The organism is Paenarthrobacter sp. OM7 (assembly GCF_029873575.1).
In the GTDB taxonomy this organism is placed as follows: domain Bacteria; phylum Actinomycetota; class Actinomycetes; order Actinomycetales; family Micrococcaceae; genus Arthrobacter.
Window position 1 is genome coordinate 44,317 of sequence record NZ_CP123579.1, and the last position, 18,196, is coordinate 62,512.

Genomic DNA, 18,196 nt, shown 5'->3' on the forward strand with positions numbered 1-18,196 from the left:
CCGGCAGGCCGGGGGAGCACCATTCCCGGCCTGCCGGCTCCACTGTTTAAGCAGTAACCGGTTTAAGCACCACAGGAAGGACCACCATGCGCTACGTAGTGGGCTACACCGCCAACGCGAGGGGGCACGACGCCGTTCACCTTGCCGTCGCGCTGGCCCGGAACCACAATGTCAGCCTTGACCTGGTCCTGGTGGTGCCTGAGGATTCCCCGTTCAACGCCGTCTACCCGCCTGAGACCGGCTATGACGACATCCTCAACGAGCAGGCACAGCGCTGGCTCGATGAAGGCCTCGCCTTGGTTCCGGACGACGTCACTGCCCGCGCCCACATCCGGCGCGGTGATTCCGAGGCCCAGGCGCTGATCGATGCCGCCGTGGAATTCGACGCTGCGGCACTGGTCATCGGCGCCACCAACAGCGGCCTCTTCAAGCGCTTCACCATCGGCTCTGTGGCGGGTTCGCTGCTCCACTCGTCGCCCGTGCCGGTGGCTTTGGCGCCTCACGGCTATCACCGCACCGAGCCGATCACGCGCTTGAGCTGCGGTTTCGGTACCCGGCCGGGTGCTGACGAACTGCTCGACGTCGCAGTGGAGTCTGCGCGGGACCGTGGCCTTCCACTGCGGCTCGTCTCCCTGTTGGCGCTCGACGGCGGTAACTCGCCTGGGTTGGCCGACGCTGCCTGGGTGCATGCGGCCGACCGGCTTGCCGCCGTCGGAAGCTCCGCAGACGCGAGCGGCGGAGCGGGATCCGTAACAGAAGAGCCGGAGATCGTCGTAGCCCAAGGGCGCACCATCGAAGAAGCCGTTGACCGACTCGACTGGGAAGACGGCGAAATCCTGCTGATCGGTTCCAGCCGCCTGGCCCAGCAGCGGGCCACTTTCCTGGGCAGCACCGCAAACCGGATCCTGCGTGCCCTCCCTGTACCCATGATCGTGGTTCCCCGCGACTACACGCGCCATAGCGCCTAGCAATCGCCTGAGAGGCAAAACCCATGTCAACTGCACCAAAGACGGTCCAGTCGAAAGAATCGCCAGCCCTGAGTGAAAAAGGGCTGAAGGCCGGATCGGTGGGCCTCATCGGCGCCGTCGTGATCGGCGTTTCCTGTATCGCACCCGCCTATACGCTCACCGCGGCCCTCGGCCCCACCGTGTCCGAGGTCGGTGTGCACCTGCCCGCCATCTTCCTGGTGGGCTTCATCCCCATGTTGCTGGTGGCGCTGGGCTACCGCGAACTGAACAACGCAATGCCCGACGCCGGTACCTCCTTCACGTGGGCGACGCGCGCCTTCGGTCCGTGGATCGGTTGGATGGGTGGCTGGGGGCTGATCGCGGCCACGATCATTGTCCTCTCCAACCTGGCGGCTGTGGCGGTGGACTTCTTCTACCTGATGCTTGCCCAGATCTTCAGCAACCCGGAACTCGGTGAGCTCAGCAAGATCCTTCCGCTGAACATCGCCACCACGCTGGTGTTCATCGCCTTGGCTTGCTGGATTTCGTACCGCGGCATGGAGACCACCAAGGGCGTCCAGTACGTGCTGGTGGCCTTCCAATTGCTGGTCCTGGGCTGGTTCGCAGTCTCCGCATTTGCCCACGTGGCAAACGGCACGGCTTTCGATGCCACCGCAGTTTCACCTGACTGGTTCAACCCGTTCGCCGTGGACTCGTTCTCACAATTCGCCGCAGGTGTATCGCTCTCGATCTTCATTTACTGGGGCTGGGACGTCACCCTCACCATGAACGAGGAAACCAGGAATCCGGAGAAAACCCCGGGTCGCGCCGCGACCATCACGGTGCTGGTCATCGTGATCATCTATATGACCGTTGCACTGGCTACCTTGTCCTTCGCCGGCGTCGGCGAGACCGGATTGGGTGCCGGAAACCCGGAAAACCAGTCCAGCATCTTCGCCGTGCTTGCCGGTCCAGTGATGGGTCCCTTTGCGATTCTGATGTCGCTGGCCATTCTGAGCAGCTCAGCGGCATCTTTGCAGTCAACGTTCGTTTCCCCGGCCCGAACCATGCTGGCGATGGGCCACTACCGCGCCATCTCGCCGAAGTTCGGCAAGATCAGCCCTACGTTCAAGTCGCCCAGCTTCGCGACCATCGCCGCTGCGATCGCCGCCGCCGGTTTCTACGTGATCACCCGCACCGTGTCCGAGAATGCGCTGTGGGACACCATCACAGCTCTGGGCATGATGATCTGCTTCTACTACGGCATCACAGCACTGGCCTGCGTTTGGTTCTTCCGGGCCGAGGCATTCCGCGGTGCGCGTTCGTTCTTCTTCAGGTTCCTGGCGCCCTTGCTGGGAGGCGTGATCCTGTTGGTCATGTTCGTCAAGACGGCCATGGACTCAATGGACCCGGAGTATGGTTCAGGCTCCTCTGTGGGCGGCGTGGGGCTGGTGTTCGTCCTGGGAATGGGCGTGATCCTGCTGGGCGTCGTGATCATGCTGGTGATGTACAGGGTGCGGCCAGAGTTCTTCAAGGGCAAGGTTCTGACCCGGGCGTAGCCTCGCGGGAAATGGACGCCGCGAAGGCGAGCACGGCAGCGGAGAAGTCCAGTACGTCCGGCGCTGCACGCTGGCCGTGACCACCACGGTCCTCTTGGAGCAGCCAGGCCCGGCCCCCGCGTTCGCGGATTCCGGTAACAACCTCCACGGCGGCTTTGTTGTCCACGCGTTCGTCACGCCCCAGGAGGCAGCACAGGAGGGGCGGAAGCCCGGCGGCGGAGCCAAGCCCGCCCACCACATGAACCGGGGAGTAGGCCGCCCGATCATGGTCAGAGCACTCCCCGTCGGCGCCAAACTCGTGCAGCCATTGCTTTCCCAAGCCATGGCGGTGAAGGTCCACGGTGTCCAGCAACGGAGCCACGGCCACCACTCCGCCGAATGAGGCGGGGGACAGGAGGGCTGCTGCGGTGACCACCAAGCCACCATGCGAGGCCCCGAACGGCACGGTTTGCCCAGGTGTCGTCCAACCGGCCGATGTAAGGAATCCGGCCACGTCGATGAGGTCCTGGATGGTCCGCATCTTCCGTGGACCCCGGCCCGCCTCATGCCAGTCCCGGCCCATTTCCCCGCCCCCACGTAGTTGCGCAGCCACGTACACCCCGCCGCTCTCCAGCCACGCCGGCACGCTGGGTTCGGCCTCGGTCCTGTGTGTGACGCCAAAACCGCCGTAGCACGTGAGAATCAGGGGCAGTGGCCGCACCGGGAGGCCGTCCGGCCCAAGGTCTGAAGCCCGCGCGGAGATGACCAGGGGGATGCCGACGCCGTCACTCGCCACCGCTGTGACCCTCTGATGGAGTATGTTGCCGCTGGGGTCTCTGGAACTTTCGTTCGAGCGCACCGGTTCATCCACACAGAAAACCCCCGATGGACGTTCCGGGGAGGCCGTCTGGAGCCAGAGGTCAGTGCCATCGGCATGGGGTTGGATGGCGAAGGATGAGACGTATTCGGCTGGGGATAAACGGTACACGGGGCGGCTATCCAGTGTGACCGTGGTGCCGTGGTGGTCGGAGGCCAGTTCCACGCGGATCCCGCCGGCGGGCGCGGCGGTGGGATGCCAGGCCCCTGATTCCAACTCCCACTCTCTTGTCCCGGTCCCCGGGTTCTTCGCCGCCAGTCGGAGATTCCCCCTGGCGCGCGTCAGCGAGAGCCGGCTGCCCGTGGTGCTGCCAAGATCCGTTGGAAACGGGAGCTCCTGGGGGTGACCGGCGTCGAGCGGGCAATGCATGATCTGCTGGCAGGGCGGCTTGCCGGTCAAGACCCAGATCCCGCCACCGTCTGGCTCCCAAACCGGCGCAGCGTACCAAGCCGTCGCGCCCGGGATGTGGACCGGCTGCGTCCCGGCAGCGAGGATCCAGGTTTCCGCTAGTTCGCTGGCGGAGGTGCTCAGCAAGGCCGCGATACGCGTTCCGTCAGGGGAGATGGTGAATCCGCGGACAATGGTGCCCGGTGCCGTGGGGAGCCGGACGCCGGGCGGCGCAGCCACACCCGGGTGGGCCCGGCGAACATTCCAGGCATCCCGTAGCCCGGCCTCGGCTGCCAGGTGCAAGGAGGCAAACGCTTCGCCCGGCCCACGCCAGAGAAAGGCAGCCAGTCCGCCGGCGAACTGGGGGAGCCCTTGGCGGGGTGTGGAGTCCCAGCGTTCCAGGAGGGAACGGAAATGCGGCCGAAGTCCTCTGCCAGGAACGGCCTCCTCGAGGGTGTTCACCGTCCCACCGTGTCGCCCGGCGCTGCGTCCACAGCAGATACCCAAGCGAGGTGGCCGCCGTCGTGCAGGGGACTGCCCAGGGTGATGGTGCGCAGGGGGCTACCGGCCGCTGATGTGTCCACTACGTGCAGTTCGCCATGTCCACCGCGGGTCACGGCGACGAGTTCCGAGGACGGTGAGGCGGCAATGGCGCGTCGTTCGGCGTTGTCCCAGGGTTCATTGCCGGGCCGTGGGGCGCCGTCCATGCGGGGGAGATCCCACGTGCCCCGCAGCGCCGGTGGGCCTGCCTCCAGCGGTCCAAGGTGGTGCACCGAAAGCTCGTCGCCCTCCGGATGGACGCGGGCGGTCGCGATGCCGGTGGCAGTCAGCGCGAAACGGAAGACCAACCCCTGGCCCAGTGGTGTGGTCTGCGTCAGCCCGGTATCCAGGTTGTGCACCCACAAAGTGTTGCCCCATTGGGCCCAGTCTCTGGGCTCCCCGCCACCGTGGCGAAGGACGGCCACCAGGACACGCCGCCCCGGGCAGAAGCGCAGGAAGTAGGCGCGGCCGGGAGCATCCCACGCGATGGCCTGGAGGGCCTCCGGCTGCGGCTTGCGGATGTCGAAGCGTTCCAGGCCCTGGCCCGTGGCCACGAACATGGTGCCCGTGACGGGATCGAAGGCGTCGCCGTGGCCGTCGGGGGAGGCCTCAGCCCGCAGCCCTTGCATGGGCGGGCAGTGCACTCCTTCGGCCAGGATCCGCTCCACGCTGAAGGATTCGATGCCGCCGGGTTCGCGGTGACGCACGACGGCGGCAGGCCCCTCTGGCGTTTCGCCCACCACGACGCCAGGCTCCCCCGCCCTGGTGCGGATGCGGCGTGAGGTGGGTCCGCCGTCGGACTCCAGGTCCACAACCGTGAGGAGATCGCTCCAAGGTTCCCAGGAGACACCAAGCCCGGTGGTGACGGCAATGAAGCGGCCCGAGGGGTCGCAGGCCAGGTGCTCACCCGGGATGGCCACGGGAATGGTGCGGAGCGGGGTGTTGGTGAAGGCATCGGCGATGACCAGGGCACCTCCGGCGTCGTCGATGAACGCGCATCGTCCGCCTCCCAACGGCAGGAACCCGGCGTGCTCCGCCAGGACCACGGAGTCCAGGCGGCGCTGGACTGCCCCGGTGACCGGATTCAGGAACTGTACGTTGCCCGCTTTTTGGTCGGCGACCACCAAAACTTCGGAGTTCATTGGCTCTCCCTTTCACTTAATTTGAGAATGGTTCTCATTAACTATAGTGTGACGTTGTCGCCGCAACAGCGGAGGCAACCACCACCACCGAAAGGAGACCAACCATGGAAAAGACCACGGTTTTGGTTGAAGTTGAAGAGACCGAGCAGCTGGCACACCTGTCGGCAACGCACTCGAATGCACTGGTTGAGAACCCGTTCGACTAGTCACTAAGCCAGGGGGTGGGCGCGCCGGCGCGCCCACCCCCTTAGCTCCACCCCCGCAACTCTTGGAAGGAACCATGGGCACCGCAATAGACAGCTTTGACGTCGCGGGAAGATCAACCATCCGCAGCGGTGACGGCGCCTTCTTTCATCTCCCACCCTCGGCAGGCAGTGGCCAGAACCTGGTGACGGGCATCAGCGACGAACTGCTGCAACGCCGCCAGGCTGGTGCGCGTCCCCTCGCCGGACGGGAGCGAATCGGGCTGGTAGCCCCCGAACCCGTTGCTGCCGCACTCCTGCCGGTGTTCCACGAGGCCGGGGTTGACCTGACGGCGGGTGACGACAGGGAGCGCGGCTCCGTAGGACTCCTCCTCCACCTGGCAGCTACGCCCGCCGAGCGGAACCGCTTTGAGGCACTGCCGGGGGGCCGTGCGGCCGTGCTCCGCTTCTACGGAGAAGGCGACCTGGTCTTCGTAGATCCGCTGTCTCTTGAACCGGCAGACCCAACAGGGTGGCAGGTACTCCGGCGCAGGCTCGCAGCCTCACCGGCCGCCGCCGAACTGAGGGCCTGGCTGGATACGCCCGCTGCTGCCGCGGACTTCGCTCCCCAAGGGGTAGCCATGGACCTGCTCACGGCCAGACTGCTCACCATCATCACCGCTTGGCAAAGGAATTCGCCGTCACTTGCCGCTCACCGCCGTACGCTCTGGCGGCTGGACACCCTGACGTTGGCAGCCAGCGAACATCCCGTTCTGCCCTTCCCGGAACCCGCCAGCCTGGGCGAGGGCTTGCGGGCTCCGCTGCCATGAGACCCGCCACTGCGCCGGATCACCTGGACATCACCGCTGACGACGGCGTTCGGCTCACCGCAGACCACTACCGCGCACCGGCGGAAGGGGAAGCCCAAGGGGCGGTCCTGATCCGGACACCCTACGGCCGGGCCCAGTACGCGGCCCAAGCCTACGCATGGTGCCGTGCCGGATACGACGTAGTGGTCCAGGACGTCCGGGGGCGCTACGGGTCCGCCGGCGCATGGAATCCCTATGACAAGGAGGGCGCGGACGGAGCTGCAACCGTCCGCTACCTCGCCGGGAACGGGTTGCTCAGGGGCCCCCTCATTCTGGCTGGAGCCTCCTATGATGCCCACTGCGCAGTTGAAGCAGCACGGGTTCTGGAGAAGGAACGGGCTCCGGAGGAAACACGGCGTCCGGTGGCAGCCGCTCCCAAACCCCTGGCCGTGGTGGCGATGGTGCCGGCGCTGGGCCTCTGCGAAACAGCCAGGGAACCCGATGGCACACCGCGCCTGCGGGACCGGATTGGTTGGTGGCACCAGCACGGTTTCGGTAAGGAGTCCGGCCACCCTTTACCTGCCGCAGAGCTCCGGCGGATATACCGGCAGGCTGAGGAGCGCGGGATGGACTGGATGATTCACAACCTCATGGATGACGCCACGTATGGTCCGGGGTCCACCGCTGGTTGGAAGCGGCTCTGGGACGCCACACCAGCCGACCTTCACGCCCTTTATGGCCAGCTGAACACGCCGCTCCTGATGATTTCGGGACAACGGGACTTCTTTGTTGCCGAAGCTGCGAACCTGGTGAGGGCCTGGGGCAGCGCAGCACCGCGGACCTTGGTGGAAACCCTTTGGGGACCATGGGGACACCGACTCGCCAACGACCTCGGCGCCGGAGCCGCCGCAGCACTCCGCCAACAGGGTGGCCTGATGGCCCGGATCAAGGACTTTCTGGCTGCCGCCAGCGGCTGGGATCCAAACGGCGCCCAGCCCGGGCCCCTTGGAGACCGCCGCCCACCAGTCCTCCAGTGGGAACCCGGCGACCAGCCACACACATGGCACTGGGCGCCTGCGACCCCCGAGACGTTGCCGCACCACCTGAACAACCACGGAGAATCATGACCACAACAGCCGAAACCCTGGGCCTGCTTCCCTTGCACACCTTGGTGGACGAGCAGACCGGGATCATCCGCAGGGTCCGTCCCGTTCTCACCCCGGAGAACGCCCCACCCGCATACACGTCCATGACCGCGGAGGTATCGAACGCGCGGTGGCTGGGAGACTGGCCCGCCGACCGCGTTTCACTGGGCACCACGTTCGGCGACAGCCGGCAAGCCTGGATCGCGGCCGTCGCCGAAGGCATGGAACGGTACTGCGGCAACTTCATTCCCGCGGACCTCCCGGACCACCACTACTTCACCGGGACGGCCCGTGAGCTGACAGCGTCAGGCCGGGCCGCCGTCGGGCTTGAACAACTGCCGCGATTCGCGGACTGGCAGCTGGAGCGTGCGGCATTCCCCTACCGGAACCTCGACGCCGACACTCCCGCGCTGTGGACAGCGTGCAGGCGGGAATCGGACAGCTCGGAGGTGTGGCTTCCTGCGAGCCTCACCCTCCTGAACTGGCGGCAACGGCGCTTCCGTGACCTCCCGCGGATCCATCATCTGAACTACGCGGGGATCGCCACCGGGCAGGGCCGCGCTGATGCCACGGACAGGGCGGTGCTGGAAACCATCGAACGCGACGCCCTGGAACTGTGGTGGCATTTGGACGGTCCCACCCGCGGTATCAGGCCTGAGAGTGTTCCCGGGCTGGTGGACGCCATGGCCGGTTGCCGGCTGCAGTACTGGGTGGTGGAAATGCCCAGTGAGTTCGCACCCTGCATGGCGGCTCTGGTGTTCGATCCGGACACGGGGCTGTACGCCGCCGGATTCTCCTGCAAGAACGAACCCGCTGAAGCGGCACGCAAGGCAGTCCTGGAGGCTGTCCACACCTGGATCTACTCCCAAGGTGCCACCGACGCGGACGGTTGGGTTTTCCAAGCGGTGGACGCAGGGCTCATGGCCAAGGGGCTGTACTTGGAACACCGTGAAGACCGTCAATACCTGGACGACGTGGGGCCCGGGTTCGGTTCAGTCCGCGACCTCGGTGCGCATGTTCAGGTGTGGCTTGATCCCCGGACACACGTCCTCGCGGAACGCTTCACCGAGCCCGCAGGTGGGCTGGTGGACATTGCTGCCGTGGATGACGTGTCCATGCCGGAGCTCTACAGGCGGCTGGAATGGGCCGGCCACACCGTCTATACCCGTGAACTGACCACTCCGGACGTCGCGGCGACCGGCCTGAGTGTTGTCCGCGCCGTGGTGGGAGGGCTGGTCCCCAACGCGCCGGCCGCTTTCGCCTACCTCGGCTGCCCCAGGTTCACCACAGCGGCGTTGGAGCGCGGGTGGCGTGAAACGGCGCCGGCCCTGCCCGAGGACTTCACCCTCACCCCACCTCCCCACATGTAATGGACGTCCCCCACGTACTCCTAGCCCCAGGATTTGCCCGCGCCTGGAGCCACGAGGTTCCCGGTCCCGTGCAGCCGCCCGGCCCTCAAGGTTCCCCGGCGTCCGGCACAGTTGAGAGCCCGCGGCATGATGGGCTCCCGGTGGGCGCCATGCTGCGGGCCATCTGGTGGAGCGAGGACTTCCACCCGAATCCCGCCACCGGCCTGCCCGGGAAGGTGCGGAAACGCCCAGTGCCGTCGGCCGGCGGGTGCTATCCGGTGCAACTGCGGGTCCTCTGCGGGGAAGGCTGCGACGTGCCGCCCGGAACATACGTGTTTAACGGCACCGGCTTCAACGGCAGCGGCGGTGAGTTGCTCCGCCTGCGGAACCACGACGACGGTACCCCACCCCAAGGGGGTCTGCGGGCACCCGCGCGGGGCGCCGTCGTCGTGCTGACTGTGCTGCCGCAGCGCACCCTGGCAAAGTACCACCACCGTGCGGGTCCGCTGCTGATCGCGGATACTGCCTACGCGGCGGTGGCCTTGGTTCACCATGCCGCTGCCCGGGGTGTGGACGCCCGGTGGGATGCCGTGGCACCCCGCCGTTGGCCCGGCTCTGTTCCGGAGTTCGCGCTGGCCACGGTCTCTCTGGGAGTGTCCCCGGCGAGGTGCCAGCAGCCCCGCCATGACCGGATCGCCGGGGTTTCGGAGGCGCAGCTGGCTGCCCGCAGGAGCTGTGGGTTATCCCGCTTGCGTGCCCGCGCGGCCGCCGACGCAGGCCGGGTGGTTGGGGAACTCCTGGAGCGTTCCCTCCTTTCCTTCCCGCAGGCAGCCCCTTCGTCCTGCCGTGCCCGGGTCCTGTCCGCGGAGTCGCTCCGTGATCCGGAACTGGCCGATCGATGTGCTGGGCAGTCCTGGGTCAGGAGCCTCGACGCCCTGTTGGTTTTCGAGATCCTGGGCACGCCAACCCCGGCTGCCATGTGGTGGACCACCACGTTGGCCGCTCATATCCTCTACACCGCGCTTGGCGCGGACCTGCCCCTGGAATTTCGTCCGGTGGGCGGCTGGACCGGCTCCCGCTGCGGCTGGACCACACTCCATGGGCTGGGCGTAGCAATCCGGAAACCACTCACCACAAACCACGAAAGGGCCGCGAATGCTGGTCAATAAGAGGCTCTTCCAAATGACGGCTGGGCACCGCGGCCGGCTGGCTGGAGTGACAGCCCTGCTCTGCGTCACCACGGCGAGCTACTGGTTGCAGGCGTGGTTCCTGGCTCAGGCCCTGGCGGCGCTGGTGGTTCTGGTACGGGTTCCCGGAAACCCCGACGGCGGCACGTACGTGCCGCTGGCTCCCTACCTTGCCGGGGTTCTCGCCTGTGGCCTGGGGCGCCTTGTGATCCAGCAGTTCCACGCCCGGCTTGCCAGTTCTTTGGGCTCCGGGGTGCGGTTGCAGGTACGACGGAAGTTGGCCGACAGCCTGCTCCAGCCCGAACGACTCAGGGATACCTCGGACCGCGGCGGAGCCCGGCGGCTGGCCCTGAGCGAAGGTGTGGACGGAGTGGACAGCTACATCAGCCAGTACATCCCCCACGCTTTCCAACTGCAGATAGTGGTGCCCGCGCTTCTTGTCTGGATCGCGTGCCTGAATCCCTTGCTGGCACTCGCCTTGGCCCTTGCCGTGGCCGTGGCTGTTGGTGCGCCGAAAGTCTGGGGAAAGGCCTTGGCGAAACGCGGAAAGCAGCACTGGGACAGTTACGAGGCACTCAGTGCCGACTTCCTGGAGGCCCTTCAAGGGATGCGGACCCTCAAGATCCTTCACGCGGTTCCCCGGACCAGGGCGCGGCTCCATCACAGGTCCCAAGAGCTTCATAAAGCAACCGTGTCCACCATGCGCACGTCCCTGGTGGACACGGCGTTGGCGGACTTCGGAATCCAGTCAGGGATGCTGGCCGCCGCCGCCCTGGCCGCATACGCAGCGCTGGGGCAGCGGCCGTTGCCCGGACCGGAGACTGCGGCGATCACGTATTTCCTGCTGATGCTCTCGTCGGAAGTTTTCAGGCCGGTACGGGATCTTGCACGGCAATGGCATGCCGGGTATCTGGGGCTCTCGGCCTTGGGCAGTATTGACGCGGCGGGAGGCGCGGACGCCCGCGGCGATAGCACGCTGACGGGCGAGGGGCAGGCGCGATCGGCGCAAGGAGACCCTTCCGCGCCCGGGATGCGCCCCGGCGTCGTGCCTCCCGGTCGTCTCACTCTGCAGAACGTGAGCTTCCGATACTCAGCTGCCGACCCCTGGGTTCTGCGGGATGCGTCGGCGGAGATCCAGCCCGGCGGCCTCACCGCGCTGGCGGGGGTGTCAGGGGCGGGGAAGAGCACGTTGTTCGATCTTCTGCTGGGGTTCCTGCCGGCGGGGGAGGGCCGCATCCGCCTGGACGGTCAACCACTCAGGCCAAGTGACGTCAGCGTGGTCTCACAACGCAGTTACCTCTTTCCGGGGACCATCCGGGAGAACCTCCGCGTGGTGGCGCCTGCAGCTACGGAGGTGGAAATTCAGCGTGTCGTGGAGATTGCCGGCCTGGCAGACGATCTTCGGCAGTGGCCCCACGGGCTGGACACTGTGCTGTCCGAAGGGGGCGGATCCGTCTCGGGAGGCCAGCTCCAACGGCTTTCGATTGCACGGGCACTCCTGGTGGACAGGCCGGTTCTTCTCCTGGACGAGCCAACGTCCGCCCTCAATACCGAGCTCGCAGGACAGGTGTTGGAGGGGCTACGCCGCGAAGCCGGACGCCGGATTGTGCTCATGATCGCCCACCGGCCCGAAGCCCTCGCTGCCGCGGACACAGTACTCCGCCTGGCAGACGGCCAACTCCACACACAGCAACAGGAAGCAGCCACGCTATGAGCCTCACCGCACGCACACCCCGCAACCCGCTCCTGGGCCTGGTTCCGCACATGTCCGGCGAGTGGGCAGGCATAGTATGGACAGCCGTTGTGGGCATCCTGAACAACCTGGCCCTCATTGTCCTGGCGGTTGTGGGCTCCTATGTTGTGGCGCTGGCTGTGATGAGGCAAGAGCCCGCAGCCGCCCAATGGTGGGTTGCCGGGGTGGCGGCCGTGGTGTTCAGGGCGGTGCTGACGTGGCATGAGATGGACATCTCGCACAGCATTGCGTACCGGATCCTGGCCGCGCTGCGCATGGCGCTCTTTGACGGTTTCGCGCGCGGCGTCCCTTCCCGCACGCCGGACCAGCACACCGGAAAACTCGCCGCCACGGCCATGGGCGATGTTGAAAAGCTGGAGTTCTTCTACGCCCACACGGTTGCCCAGCTGGCTGGCTCCGCAGTGCTGTTCGTGGCCGGGGTGGCTGCGGTGTGGCCGCTGGGGCCGGGCCTGTCCGTGGCCTTGCTGCTGGGGTTCGTGGCGCTGGTGGCGGTGACGCTCCCGGGATTGCGCCGGGGCGCCGTGCTGGGGGCGAGGGTGCAGGAGGCCAGATCCGGGGTGTCGGTACTCGCCGTGGACCTGCTGGCCGGCACCCGCGAGATCCTGGGTTTCGGACTGCGGGAGCACGCGCAACGCCAACTAAAGGAACAGAGCCTGGCAGTGGATGCCGGCCAGCGCAAGCTCAATTCCTTCCTTGCCTTGGCAGCGTCCTTGCGCGAGCTGTGTGTCCTGGGCACCGTGGTGGCGGTCTTCGTCGCCGCCATCTCACAACCCGGACTGGATTCTGTGTGGTTGCCCGCCCTGGTTGCCGGCACTCTGACTCTCCTGGCTCCAGTGGCCGAGGGCGTTGCCACCGTAACCCAGCTCCAGCCGCACCGTGCCAGCGCCCAGCGCGTTGGGGAGGGCATCAGCCTGCCCTCGGCCGCAAAGGTTTCGGGGCCCCTCGTGGAGTTCAACTCCCAAGGGCCGCTGGGTCTGGAGGTCCGGAACCTGCAGTTCACGTACGACGACGGCGCGCCGGCTTTGCGCGCGACGTCCCTGTCCGTGGCGCCCGGCGAGCATGTGGGGATCAGCGGCCCATCCGGTGCAGGAAAGACCACGTTGGCCCGGTTGTTGGTGCGCCTGTGGGTGCCGGATTCGGGGAGTATCTCGCTGGTGTCGCGCAGCGGGGAGTCCGTGGACGCCTGGGCCGTGGACGAGGCGTCGTTCCGGCGTATGGTCACGTTGGTGGAGCAGGACGCCCCGGTTTTCCATGGTTCCGTCCTGGACAACATGCGCCTGGCCCAGCCCACGGGAACTGAAGCCGACGTCCTGTCAGCCTTGGACCTGGCCGGGCTTCCGCTCGCTGGCGAACGATGGGCGGATGGCGTGGATACTGTGATCGGCGAGCAAGGGGTGAGCCTGTCCGGTGGTGAGCGTGCCCGCTTCTGTTTGGCGAGGGCCCTGCTGATCAAGCCGAAGATTTTGGTGCTGGATGAAACCACAGCAAGCCTGGACCCTGCCTCGGAGCGTGCTTTGGTGGAGGCTGTTGCTGCAATCGCCGGCGACACCACGGTAATCACCGTGTCCCACAGGGAGTCCACCCTGGCCGCATGCCACCGGCGGGTGCAGCTGGGTTAGCTTCCCGCTCCCCCTTCCCCCGCCCGTCCCCTCGGGCGGGGGAATTGGAGGACTTAGAACGCGTCGGGGTGGAGGCCCTTGGCGATCTGCTCCACGGCGCGGAGGTTGCCCCAGGTTCCGGGCATGACGTCATCAGACTCGACGGCCACCAATCGCTGGTTCTTCACTGCGTCTACCTCGGGGAACTTCTCCTGAAGGAAGGCGCGGGTGGCGTCCTCGTGGGCCTTGTCCAAGGTGGTGAACACGATGACCTCGGGGTTCTTCTGTACAAGTGTCTCCGGAGAGATCATGGCAGAGAAGAACGTGGCGAAGGCTTCATCGGACGGGCTGAAGAGGTTCTCGCCACCGGCAGTCTTGATCATGTCGTACTCGATTCCCGCCCCGATGGCCGCAATGGAGTTCCCCTCAACAAACAGCTCCACCACGGTGGGCTTCTCTTTGCCTTCCACCTTTGATGCAACCGAAGCCAGCATCTCAGCTGCTTCCGTCCGAACGGCTGACGTACGCTCACCCGCGCCAACCACAGCGCCGATGTTCTCGATATCCGTGAGGATGTCCTTGACCTCGGCCTTGCTCCGGCGTTCCATGCAGCCCGCCGTTGCTATGTAGGACTCAGCGCCTGCAGCTTTGAGTTGTTCGATGCTCGCAAAGCCCTGCTCGGCAGTGAATTCATACGCTGTGGGGGAGTAGACGAAATCGGGGTTGGCGCCCAACAGGACTTCGCGCGACGGCGGCATCTGATCACTCAACTGCTGCACGTTACCGCGCTCTTTAAGTTCCGGCAGCAGCTCGCTGCCCTTGCTCTGTGCCTCGGCCACTACCTTGTCCGCGGCGCCCAGCTTCACCAACAGCTCGGACTGTCCGGGAGTCATGGCCACCACCCGCTGGGGCACGGAGGTGAAGGTCAGGGTGCGGCCGCAGTTCTCGATTGCTCCCGCGGGCTGCGCAGCGACACCGGCGTTTTCCTTTGCAGGTGTTTGGCTGACTGCTTGACCGCAGCCGGACAACAGCATTCCGCTGAGTGTCATCACGCTCAGGACCGCAGCGGTTTTGGGCAGGGTGGATTTCTTCATGTGTGTGCCTCCAGTTGGGTTGTATCGGGTGATGGGTACGTTCAATGGCGGGCGGCGGAGAAGTCCGCATCCTGGCTGGGTGGGGGCGTCTGTTCCGGCGTCTTCGCTGCAATGGCGATCAGCGCCCGCCCGGTCAAAGGATGCTCCAGCGTCCGGGATTCAACACCGAAGCAGCGGCGGACCAGTTGGGGGTCCAGCAGCGTTGACGGCGGACCGAAAGCCTGCAGCCGCCCGGACTGCAGCACTGCCACCTGGTCACAGAATTCAGCCGCCAGGTTCATGTCATGCAGGGCGGCCAGCACGGTCCTTCCCCGCGAAGTGACCAGATGCATGAGCTCCAGTTGGAAGGCGACATCGAGGTGGTTGGTAGGTTCGTCCAGGACCAGGACCGGTGCTTCCTGAACGAGCGCCCGCGCCAGGAGGACCCGCTGCTTTTCCCCGCCGGACAACCCCGCAAAGTAGCGGTCCGTCAGGGAGGAGGCTCCGACGTCGAGCATTGCTTGGTGGACGAGGTGGTGATCCCGGTCTGAATCCGCACCAAACCCGCGCTGATGCGGGGCGCGGCCCAGCATCACAACCTCGCGGGCCGTCATGGGAAAGTCCTGACTGGATTCCTGGGCCATCACGGCCACGCGGAGCGCGGCCTGCCGGGAGGTAAGGGCGCGAACATCCCGGCCGCCTATGGTGACGGTCCCCGAGGTGGGTTTGTTCACCCGGTACAGGGCACGCAAAAGAGTGGATTTGCCGCATCCGTTGGGCCCCAGAATGCCAACCACGGAGCCGCTGGGTGCAGTAAAAGTGACGTCGTGAACCACCGGAGTGCCCCCAAGGGCGATGCTGACGTTGAGGAATTCCACCTTCATCGTTTGATGCCACCCCGTACAGCGCCGTTGCCGCGCATGAGCCACAGGAAGAAGGGCGCTCCGACGGCAGCGGTGAGGATGCCCAAGGGAATCTCGGCCGGCTGCGCCACCGTGCGGGCCAGCAGGTCAGTGAGCATGAGGAAAAGAGCCCCGCCAAAGATGGTGACGGGCAGCATGCGGCGGTGATCGGAGCCCACCAGCATGCGCGCGGCGTGCGGCACCACCAAGCCAACAAATCCGATGCCGCCGCACACGGCAACCGTGGTGGCAGTCAGTAATGCCGTGGCCAGCAAGAGGGTCCGGCGCAGCGATTCCACGTTGACGCCCAGGGCCGTGGCCGTTTCGTCGCCGGCCAGGAAGGCGTTCAGCGCTCGGGATCGGAACATCGCGAAGACGCTGATGGCCACGAGTGCCACGCCCGGCAGCAGCAGTTGCGGATAGGTGGCTGCGGAAACGCTGCCCAACAGGAAAAACAGCACACTGTAGACGTTCTGGGCGTCGGTGGTGATGGTCAGGAAGTTGGTGATCGCGGAGAGGAGTGAGCCCAACGCCACGCCTGCCAGGATGAGCCGGGAGGGTGCAATCACACCATCCTGTTTCGCGAGCAAGTACACCAGGGCCGTCGCCGCCGCAGCTCCCGCGAATGCCGACGCGTTCAAGCCCAGCCCGCCCACCGCCGTCGAGCCTGCCACGATGGCCAGAACGGCTCCCACTCCCGCCCCGGCTGAAACACCCAGAATGTAAGGCTCGGCGAGTGGGTTGCGGACGTTCGCCTGGAGCAGGGCTCCGGCCAGCGCGAGGCTGGCCCCGGCAATGCCGGCCAGGAGCGCCCGGGGGAGCCGGAAGCTCCACACGGCTTGGTCCTGGGACACGGTGAGCGAGCCGTCCGACATCCATGGCAGGCCAGGGATCAGGTGCCCGGCCATGATCCGCAGCGATTCCAAAAACGTTGTTTGCAGCGGCCCGGTGCTGCCCGAAACCACCAGAAGCACAACGATTCCGAGCACCAGCATTGGTGTCAGCAACCGTTCAAGCACTGACCTGCGTGGGCGGGCGGGGCCGGCTGATGGGGTGGGGCGGTTGCCGCTGACTGGGCGTTCGAGGTCAGCGGTCATGGAGGAGTCCAATCACGCCCTGACACTATCTTAAATGAGAATGATTCGCATATATGTGATTGCCGGGTTGGTACTCAGTGCCCGTGTTGTCGGGTGGGATTGCTGTTGAGTGTTACCTCGGCGCGGGCACTCCGGCAGCGGGGACCCCTGCAGCGCGCTCAGCTTCTTCGAGCGCCTCTGCGAGGCGTTCGACGGCGGCCCGGTAGTCAGTTCCAGCCGTCACCTTGCAGTATTCGGCCTCCCGCATGGCCCGGGTGAGCGCAGCAGTCTCCGCTGACCTCACGTCCGTCATGGCGGGGAAATCGATGGTGCGTGCGGGGTCCAGTTCATACCGGCTCCACTGCTCCAGGACGTACTCGTGGCGGGCGGCGTCGTCGGCAAAGCCGGCACGACGGCGGGGCTCGGCGGCGTGGATCCGTTCCACTTTGCGGATGCTGACCAAGGTTGCTGCCGCCGTGGCGAGGCCGATGGAAATCATGATGAGCCCTGCCGGCGGCCATTGCACCGCGGGGACCAAGATGGCGGGCGCCACCACGACGAGCCCGCCGAACACGTCCCAAAAAAGCCCGTCCGGCTCCGCGCCGCGGCCGTAGGTCAGTTTCCTGTGCAGGACATACGTGGTTGCTGCGGTTGCGAGAACCAGAGCAACACCCCACAGGAGCATCATGGCGGGCATCGGACCACCTCCAGGCGAATTCGCTGCTTTGCCTTCAGTATGCGGCAGTGCCCGCGTTGGCGCGAGGGGTCATGTTGCCCCGGGGCGTAGCCTAGGCACCATGAGACTGAAAATGTGCAGCATCCACGTCAAAGACCCGGCAGCAGCCCATGCCTTCTACACGGAGACGCTGGGTTTCGAGACCTTGATGGCCATGCCCGAGTACAACCTCTTCATCATCAAGGATCCCGGAGCGGACAACAGCAATTCACCCGGGCTTCTGTTGGAACCCAGTGACAACCCCATCGCCTCGAACTACATGAACGCCCTGCACGAGTCCGGGCTGGCGGCCATTACGTTCGGGGTGCCTGATGTCCAGGCGGAATATGAGCGTCTGCTTGCCGCCGGCGTAACGTTCCAAGGCGAGCCCACCGAGGATCCCTCAGGCGTCAGTGCGGTTTTCGACGACGGGTGCGGCAACTTCATTCAGCTTCACCAAGACTGAGCTTAAACAGTTGTGGCCGGGACCATTGGTCCCGGCCACAGCTCAGACAGACTTAAGCGTGGTCGCGCTTGGAGGTCTTCGGGGCGTCGCGCTTTGCGGCGGCGTTGTCCCGGGCTTCCTTGGTGGCGGCCTTCTTGGCGGCTTCGTCCTTGACCCGCTGGGCTTCGGAGCGGACGGCAGCGTGGGTGGCGCGCTCGGTGACCAGCCACTGCGGCGGAGCCTGCAGCAGCTCGGTGATTTCCGCCGTCGTGAGCGCATCTTCAACGCCGCCGCGGGCGAGGCCGCTGATGGAGACGTTCAGCTTCTGCGCGACGACCGGGCGGGGGTGCGGGCCGTTCCGGCGAAGTTCGGCGAGCCATTCCGGGGGATTGGCCTGGAGTTCGGCGAATTCGTCACGGGTGATGGACGAATCCTGGAACTCTTGGGGTGTAGCGGGCAGGTAGATGCCGAGTTTCTTGGCAACTGTTGCCGGCTTCATGGACTGGGAGTTCGAGGACGTCATGCTTCAAG

At 66.0% G+C, this 18,196-nt stretch carries 17 protein-coding genes; 10 read left to right on the top strand and 7 right to left on the bottom strand.

The window, feature by feature from the left end:
- The first annotated feature begins 86 nt into the window (after nt 1–86).
- Nucleotides 87–968 carry a universal stress protein gene (locus QEH68_RS00225; RefSeq protein WP_280625312.1) on the top strand — a complete coding sequence of 294 codons (882 nt, stop codon included), beginning with the start codon at nt 87–89 and terminating at the stop codon, nt 966–968.
- 23 nt (nt 969–991) lie between these two features.
- Nucleotides 992–2,506, top strand: a complete 1,515-nt coding sequence (locus tag QEH68_RS00230; RefSeq protein ID WP_207595613.1) for an APC family permease — start codon at nt 992–994, stop codon at nt 2,504–2,506.
- On the opposite strand, the gene QEH68_RS00235 is transcribed toward QEH68_RS00230, so the two are convergent.
- Both QEH68_RS00235 and QEH68_RS00240 read right to left on the bottom strand, forming a co-directional pair.
- Nucleotides 2,478–4,211: a prolyl oligopeptidase family serine peptidase gene (locus QEH68_RS00235; protein WP_280625316.1), complete on the bottom strand. Its 1,734-nt coding sequence runs from the start codon at nt 4,209–4,211 to the stop codon at nt 2,478–2,480. The genes QEH68_RS00230 and QEH68_RS00235 overlap by 29 nt on opposite strands.
- Nucleotides 4,208–5,431, bottom strand: coding sequence for a hypothetical protein (locus tag QEH68_RS00240; protein ID WP_280625319.1), 1,224 nt, complete (start codon nt 5,429–5,431; stop codon nt 4,208–4,210). The genes QEH68_RS00235 and QEH68_RS00240 overlap by 4 nt, the downstream gene beginning before the upstream one ends.
- Nucleotides 5,432–5,535: 104 nt before the next feature.
- On the opposite strand from QEH68_RS00240, the gene amiA reads away from it, so the two are divergent.
- From amiA to QEH68_RS00275, 7 genes are all read left to right on the top strand, one after another.
- Complete coding sequence (amiA, locus tag QEH68_RS00245) at nt 5,536–5,637, top strand: streptamidine family RiPP (protein WP_242703463.1); 102 nt, start codon at nt 5,536–5,538, stop codon at nt 5,635–5,637.
- A 74-nt stretch (nt 5,638–5,711) separates the two neighbouring features.
- Nucleotides 5,712–6,443, top strand: a complete 732-nt coding sequence (locus QEH68_RS00250) for a hypothetical protein (protein WP_280625324.1) — start codon at nt 5,712–5,714, stop codon at nt 6,441–6,443.
- Nucleotides 6,440–7,549, top strand: a complete 1,110-nt coding sequence (locus QEH68_RS00255) for a CocE/NonD family hydrolase (RefSeq protein WP_280625326.1) — start codon at nt 6,440–6,442, stop codon at nt 7,547–7,549. Before QEH68_RS00250 ends, QEH68_RS00255 begins: the two co-directional genes overlap by 4 nt.
- Nucleotides 7,546–8,937: a YcaO-like family protein gene (locus QEH68_RS00260; protein WP_280625328.1), complete on the top strand. Its 1,392-nt coding sequence runs from the start codon at nt 7,546–7,548 to the stop codon at nt 8,935–8,937. Before QEH68_RS00255 ends, QEH68_RS00260 begins: the two co-directional genes overlap by 4 nt.
- Entirely contained in the window at nt 8,937–10,085 is a 1,149-nt protein-coding gene (locus QEH68_RS00265) for a hypothetical protein (protein ID WP_280625331.1), read from the top strand. The genes QEH68_RS00260 and QEH68_RS00265 overlap by 1 nt, the downstream gene beginning before the upstream one ends.
- Before the next feature lie 13 nt (nt 10,086–10,098).
- Nucleotides 10,099–11,817: an ATP-binding cassette domain-containing protein gene (locus QEH68_RS00270; RefSeq protein ID WP_280625333.1), complete on the top strand. Its 1,719-nt coding sequence runs from the start codon at nt 10,099–10,101 to the stop codon at nt 11,815–11,817.
- Entirely contained in the window at nt 11,814–13,475 is a 1,662-nt protein-coding gene (locus QEH68_RS00275; RefSeq protein ID WP_280625336.1) for an ABC transporter ATP-binding protein, read from the top strand. The genes QEH68_RS00270 and QEH68_RS00275 overlap by 4 nt, the downstream gene beginning before the upstream one ends.
- A 53-nt stretch (nt 13,476–13,528) precedes the next feature.
- On the opposite strand, the gene QEH68_RS00280 is transcribed toward QEH68_RS00275, so the two are convergent.
- From QEH68_RS00280 to QEH68_RS00295, 4 genes are all read right to left on the bottom strand, one after another.
- A complete protein-coding gene (locus QEH68_RS00280; protein WP_280625339.1) occupies nt 13,529–14,548 on the bottom strand; it encodes an ABC transporter substrate-binding protein in 1,020 nt (339 codons plus the stop codon).
- Nucleotides 14,549–14,589: 41 nt separating this feature from the next.
- Nucleotides 14,590–15,411 (bottom strand): ABC transporter ATP-binding protein, encoded by an 822-nt coding sequence (locus tag QEH68_RS00285; RefSeq protein ID WP_207595621.1) that lies wholly within the window; start codon nt 15,409–15,411, stop codon nt 14,590–14,592.
- Nucleotides 15,408–16,526, bottom strand: a complete 1,119-nt coding sequence (locus tag QEH68_RS00290; protein ID WP_280625342.1) for an iron ABC transporter permease — start codon at nt 16,524–16,526, stop codon at nt 15,408–15,410. Before QEH68_RS00290 ends, QEH68_RS00285 begins: the two co-directional genes overlap by 4 nt.
- 112 nt (nt 16,527–16,638) lie before the next feature.
- Nucleotides 16,639–17,202, bottom strand: a complete 564-nt coding sequence (locus tag QEH68_RS00295; protein ID WP_280625343.1) for a hypothetical protein — start codon at nt 17,200–17,202, stop codon at nt 16,639–16,641.
- A 100-nt stretch (nt 17,203–17,302) separates the two neighbouring features.
- Here QEH68_RS00295 and QEH68_RS00300 point away from each other — a divergent pair, with 100 nt between their 5' ends.
- Entirely contained in the window at nt 17,303–17,686 is a 384-nt protein-coding gene (locus tag QEH68_RS00300) for a VOC family protein (RefSeq protein ID WP_280625347.1), read from the top strand.
- 52 nt (nt 17,687–17,738) lie between these two features.
- Here QEH68_RS00300 and QEH68_RS00305 read toward each other — a convergent pair whose 3' ends face one another.
- Nucleotides 17,739–18,188: a DUF5997 family protein gene (locus QEH68_RS00305; protein ID WP_280625351.1), complete on the bottom strand. Its 450-nt coding sequence runs from the start codon at nt 18,186–18,188 to the stop codon at nt 17,739–17,741.
- Nucleotides 18,189–18,196: the final 8 nt, after the last annotated feature.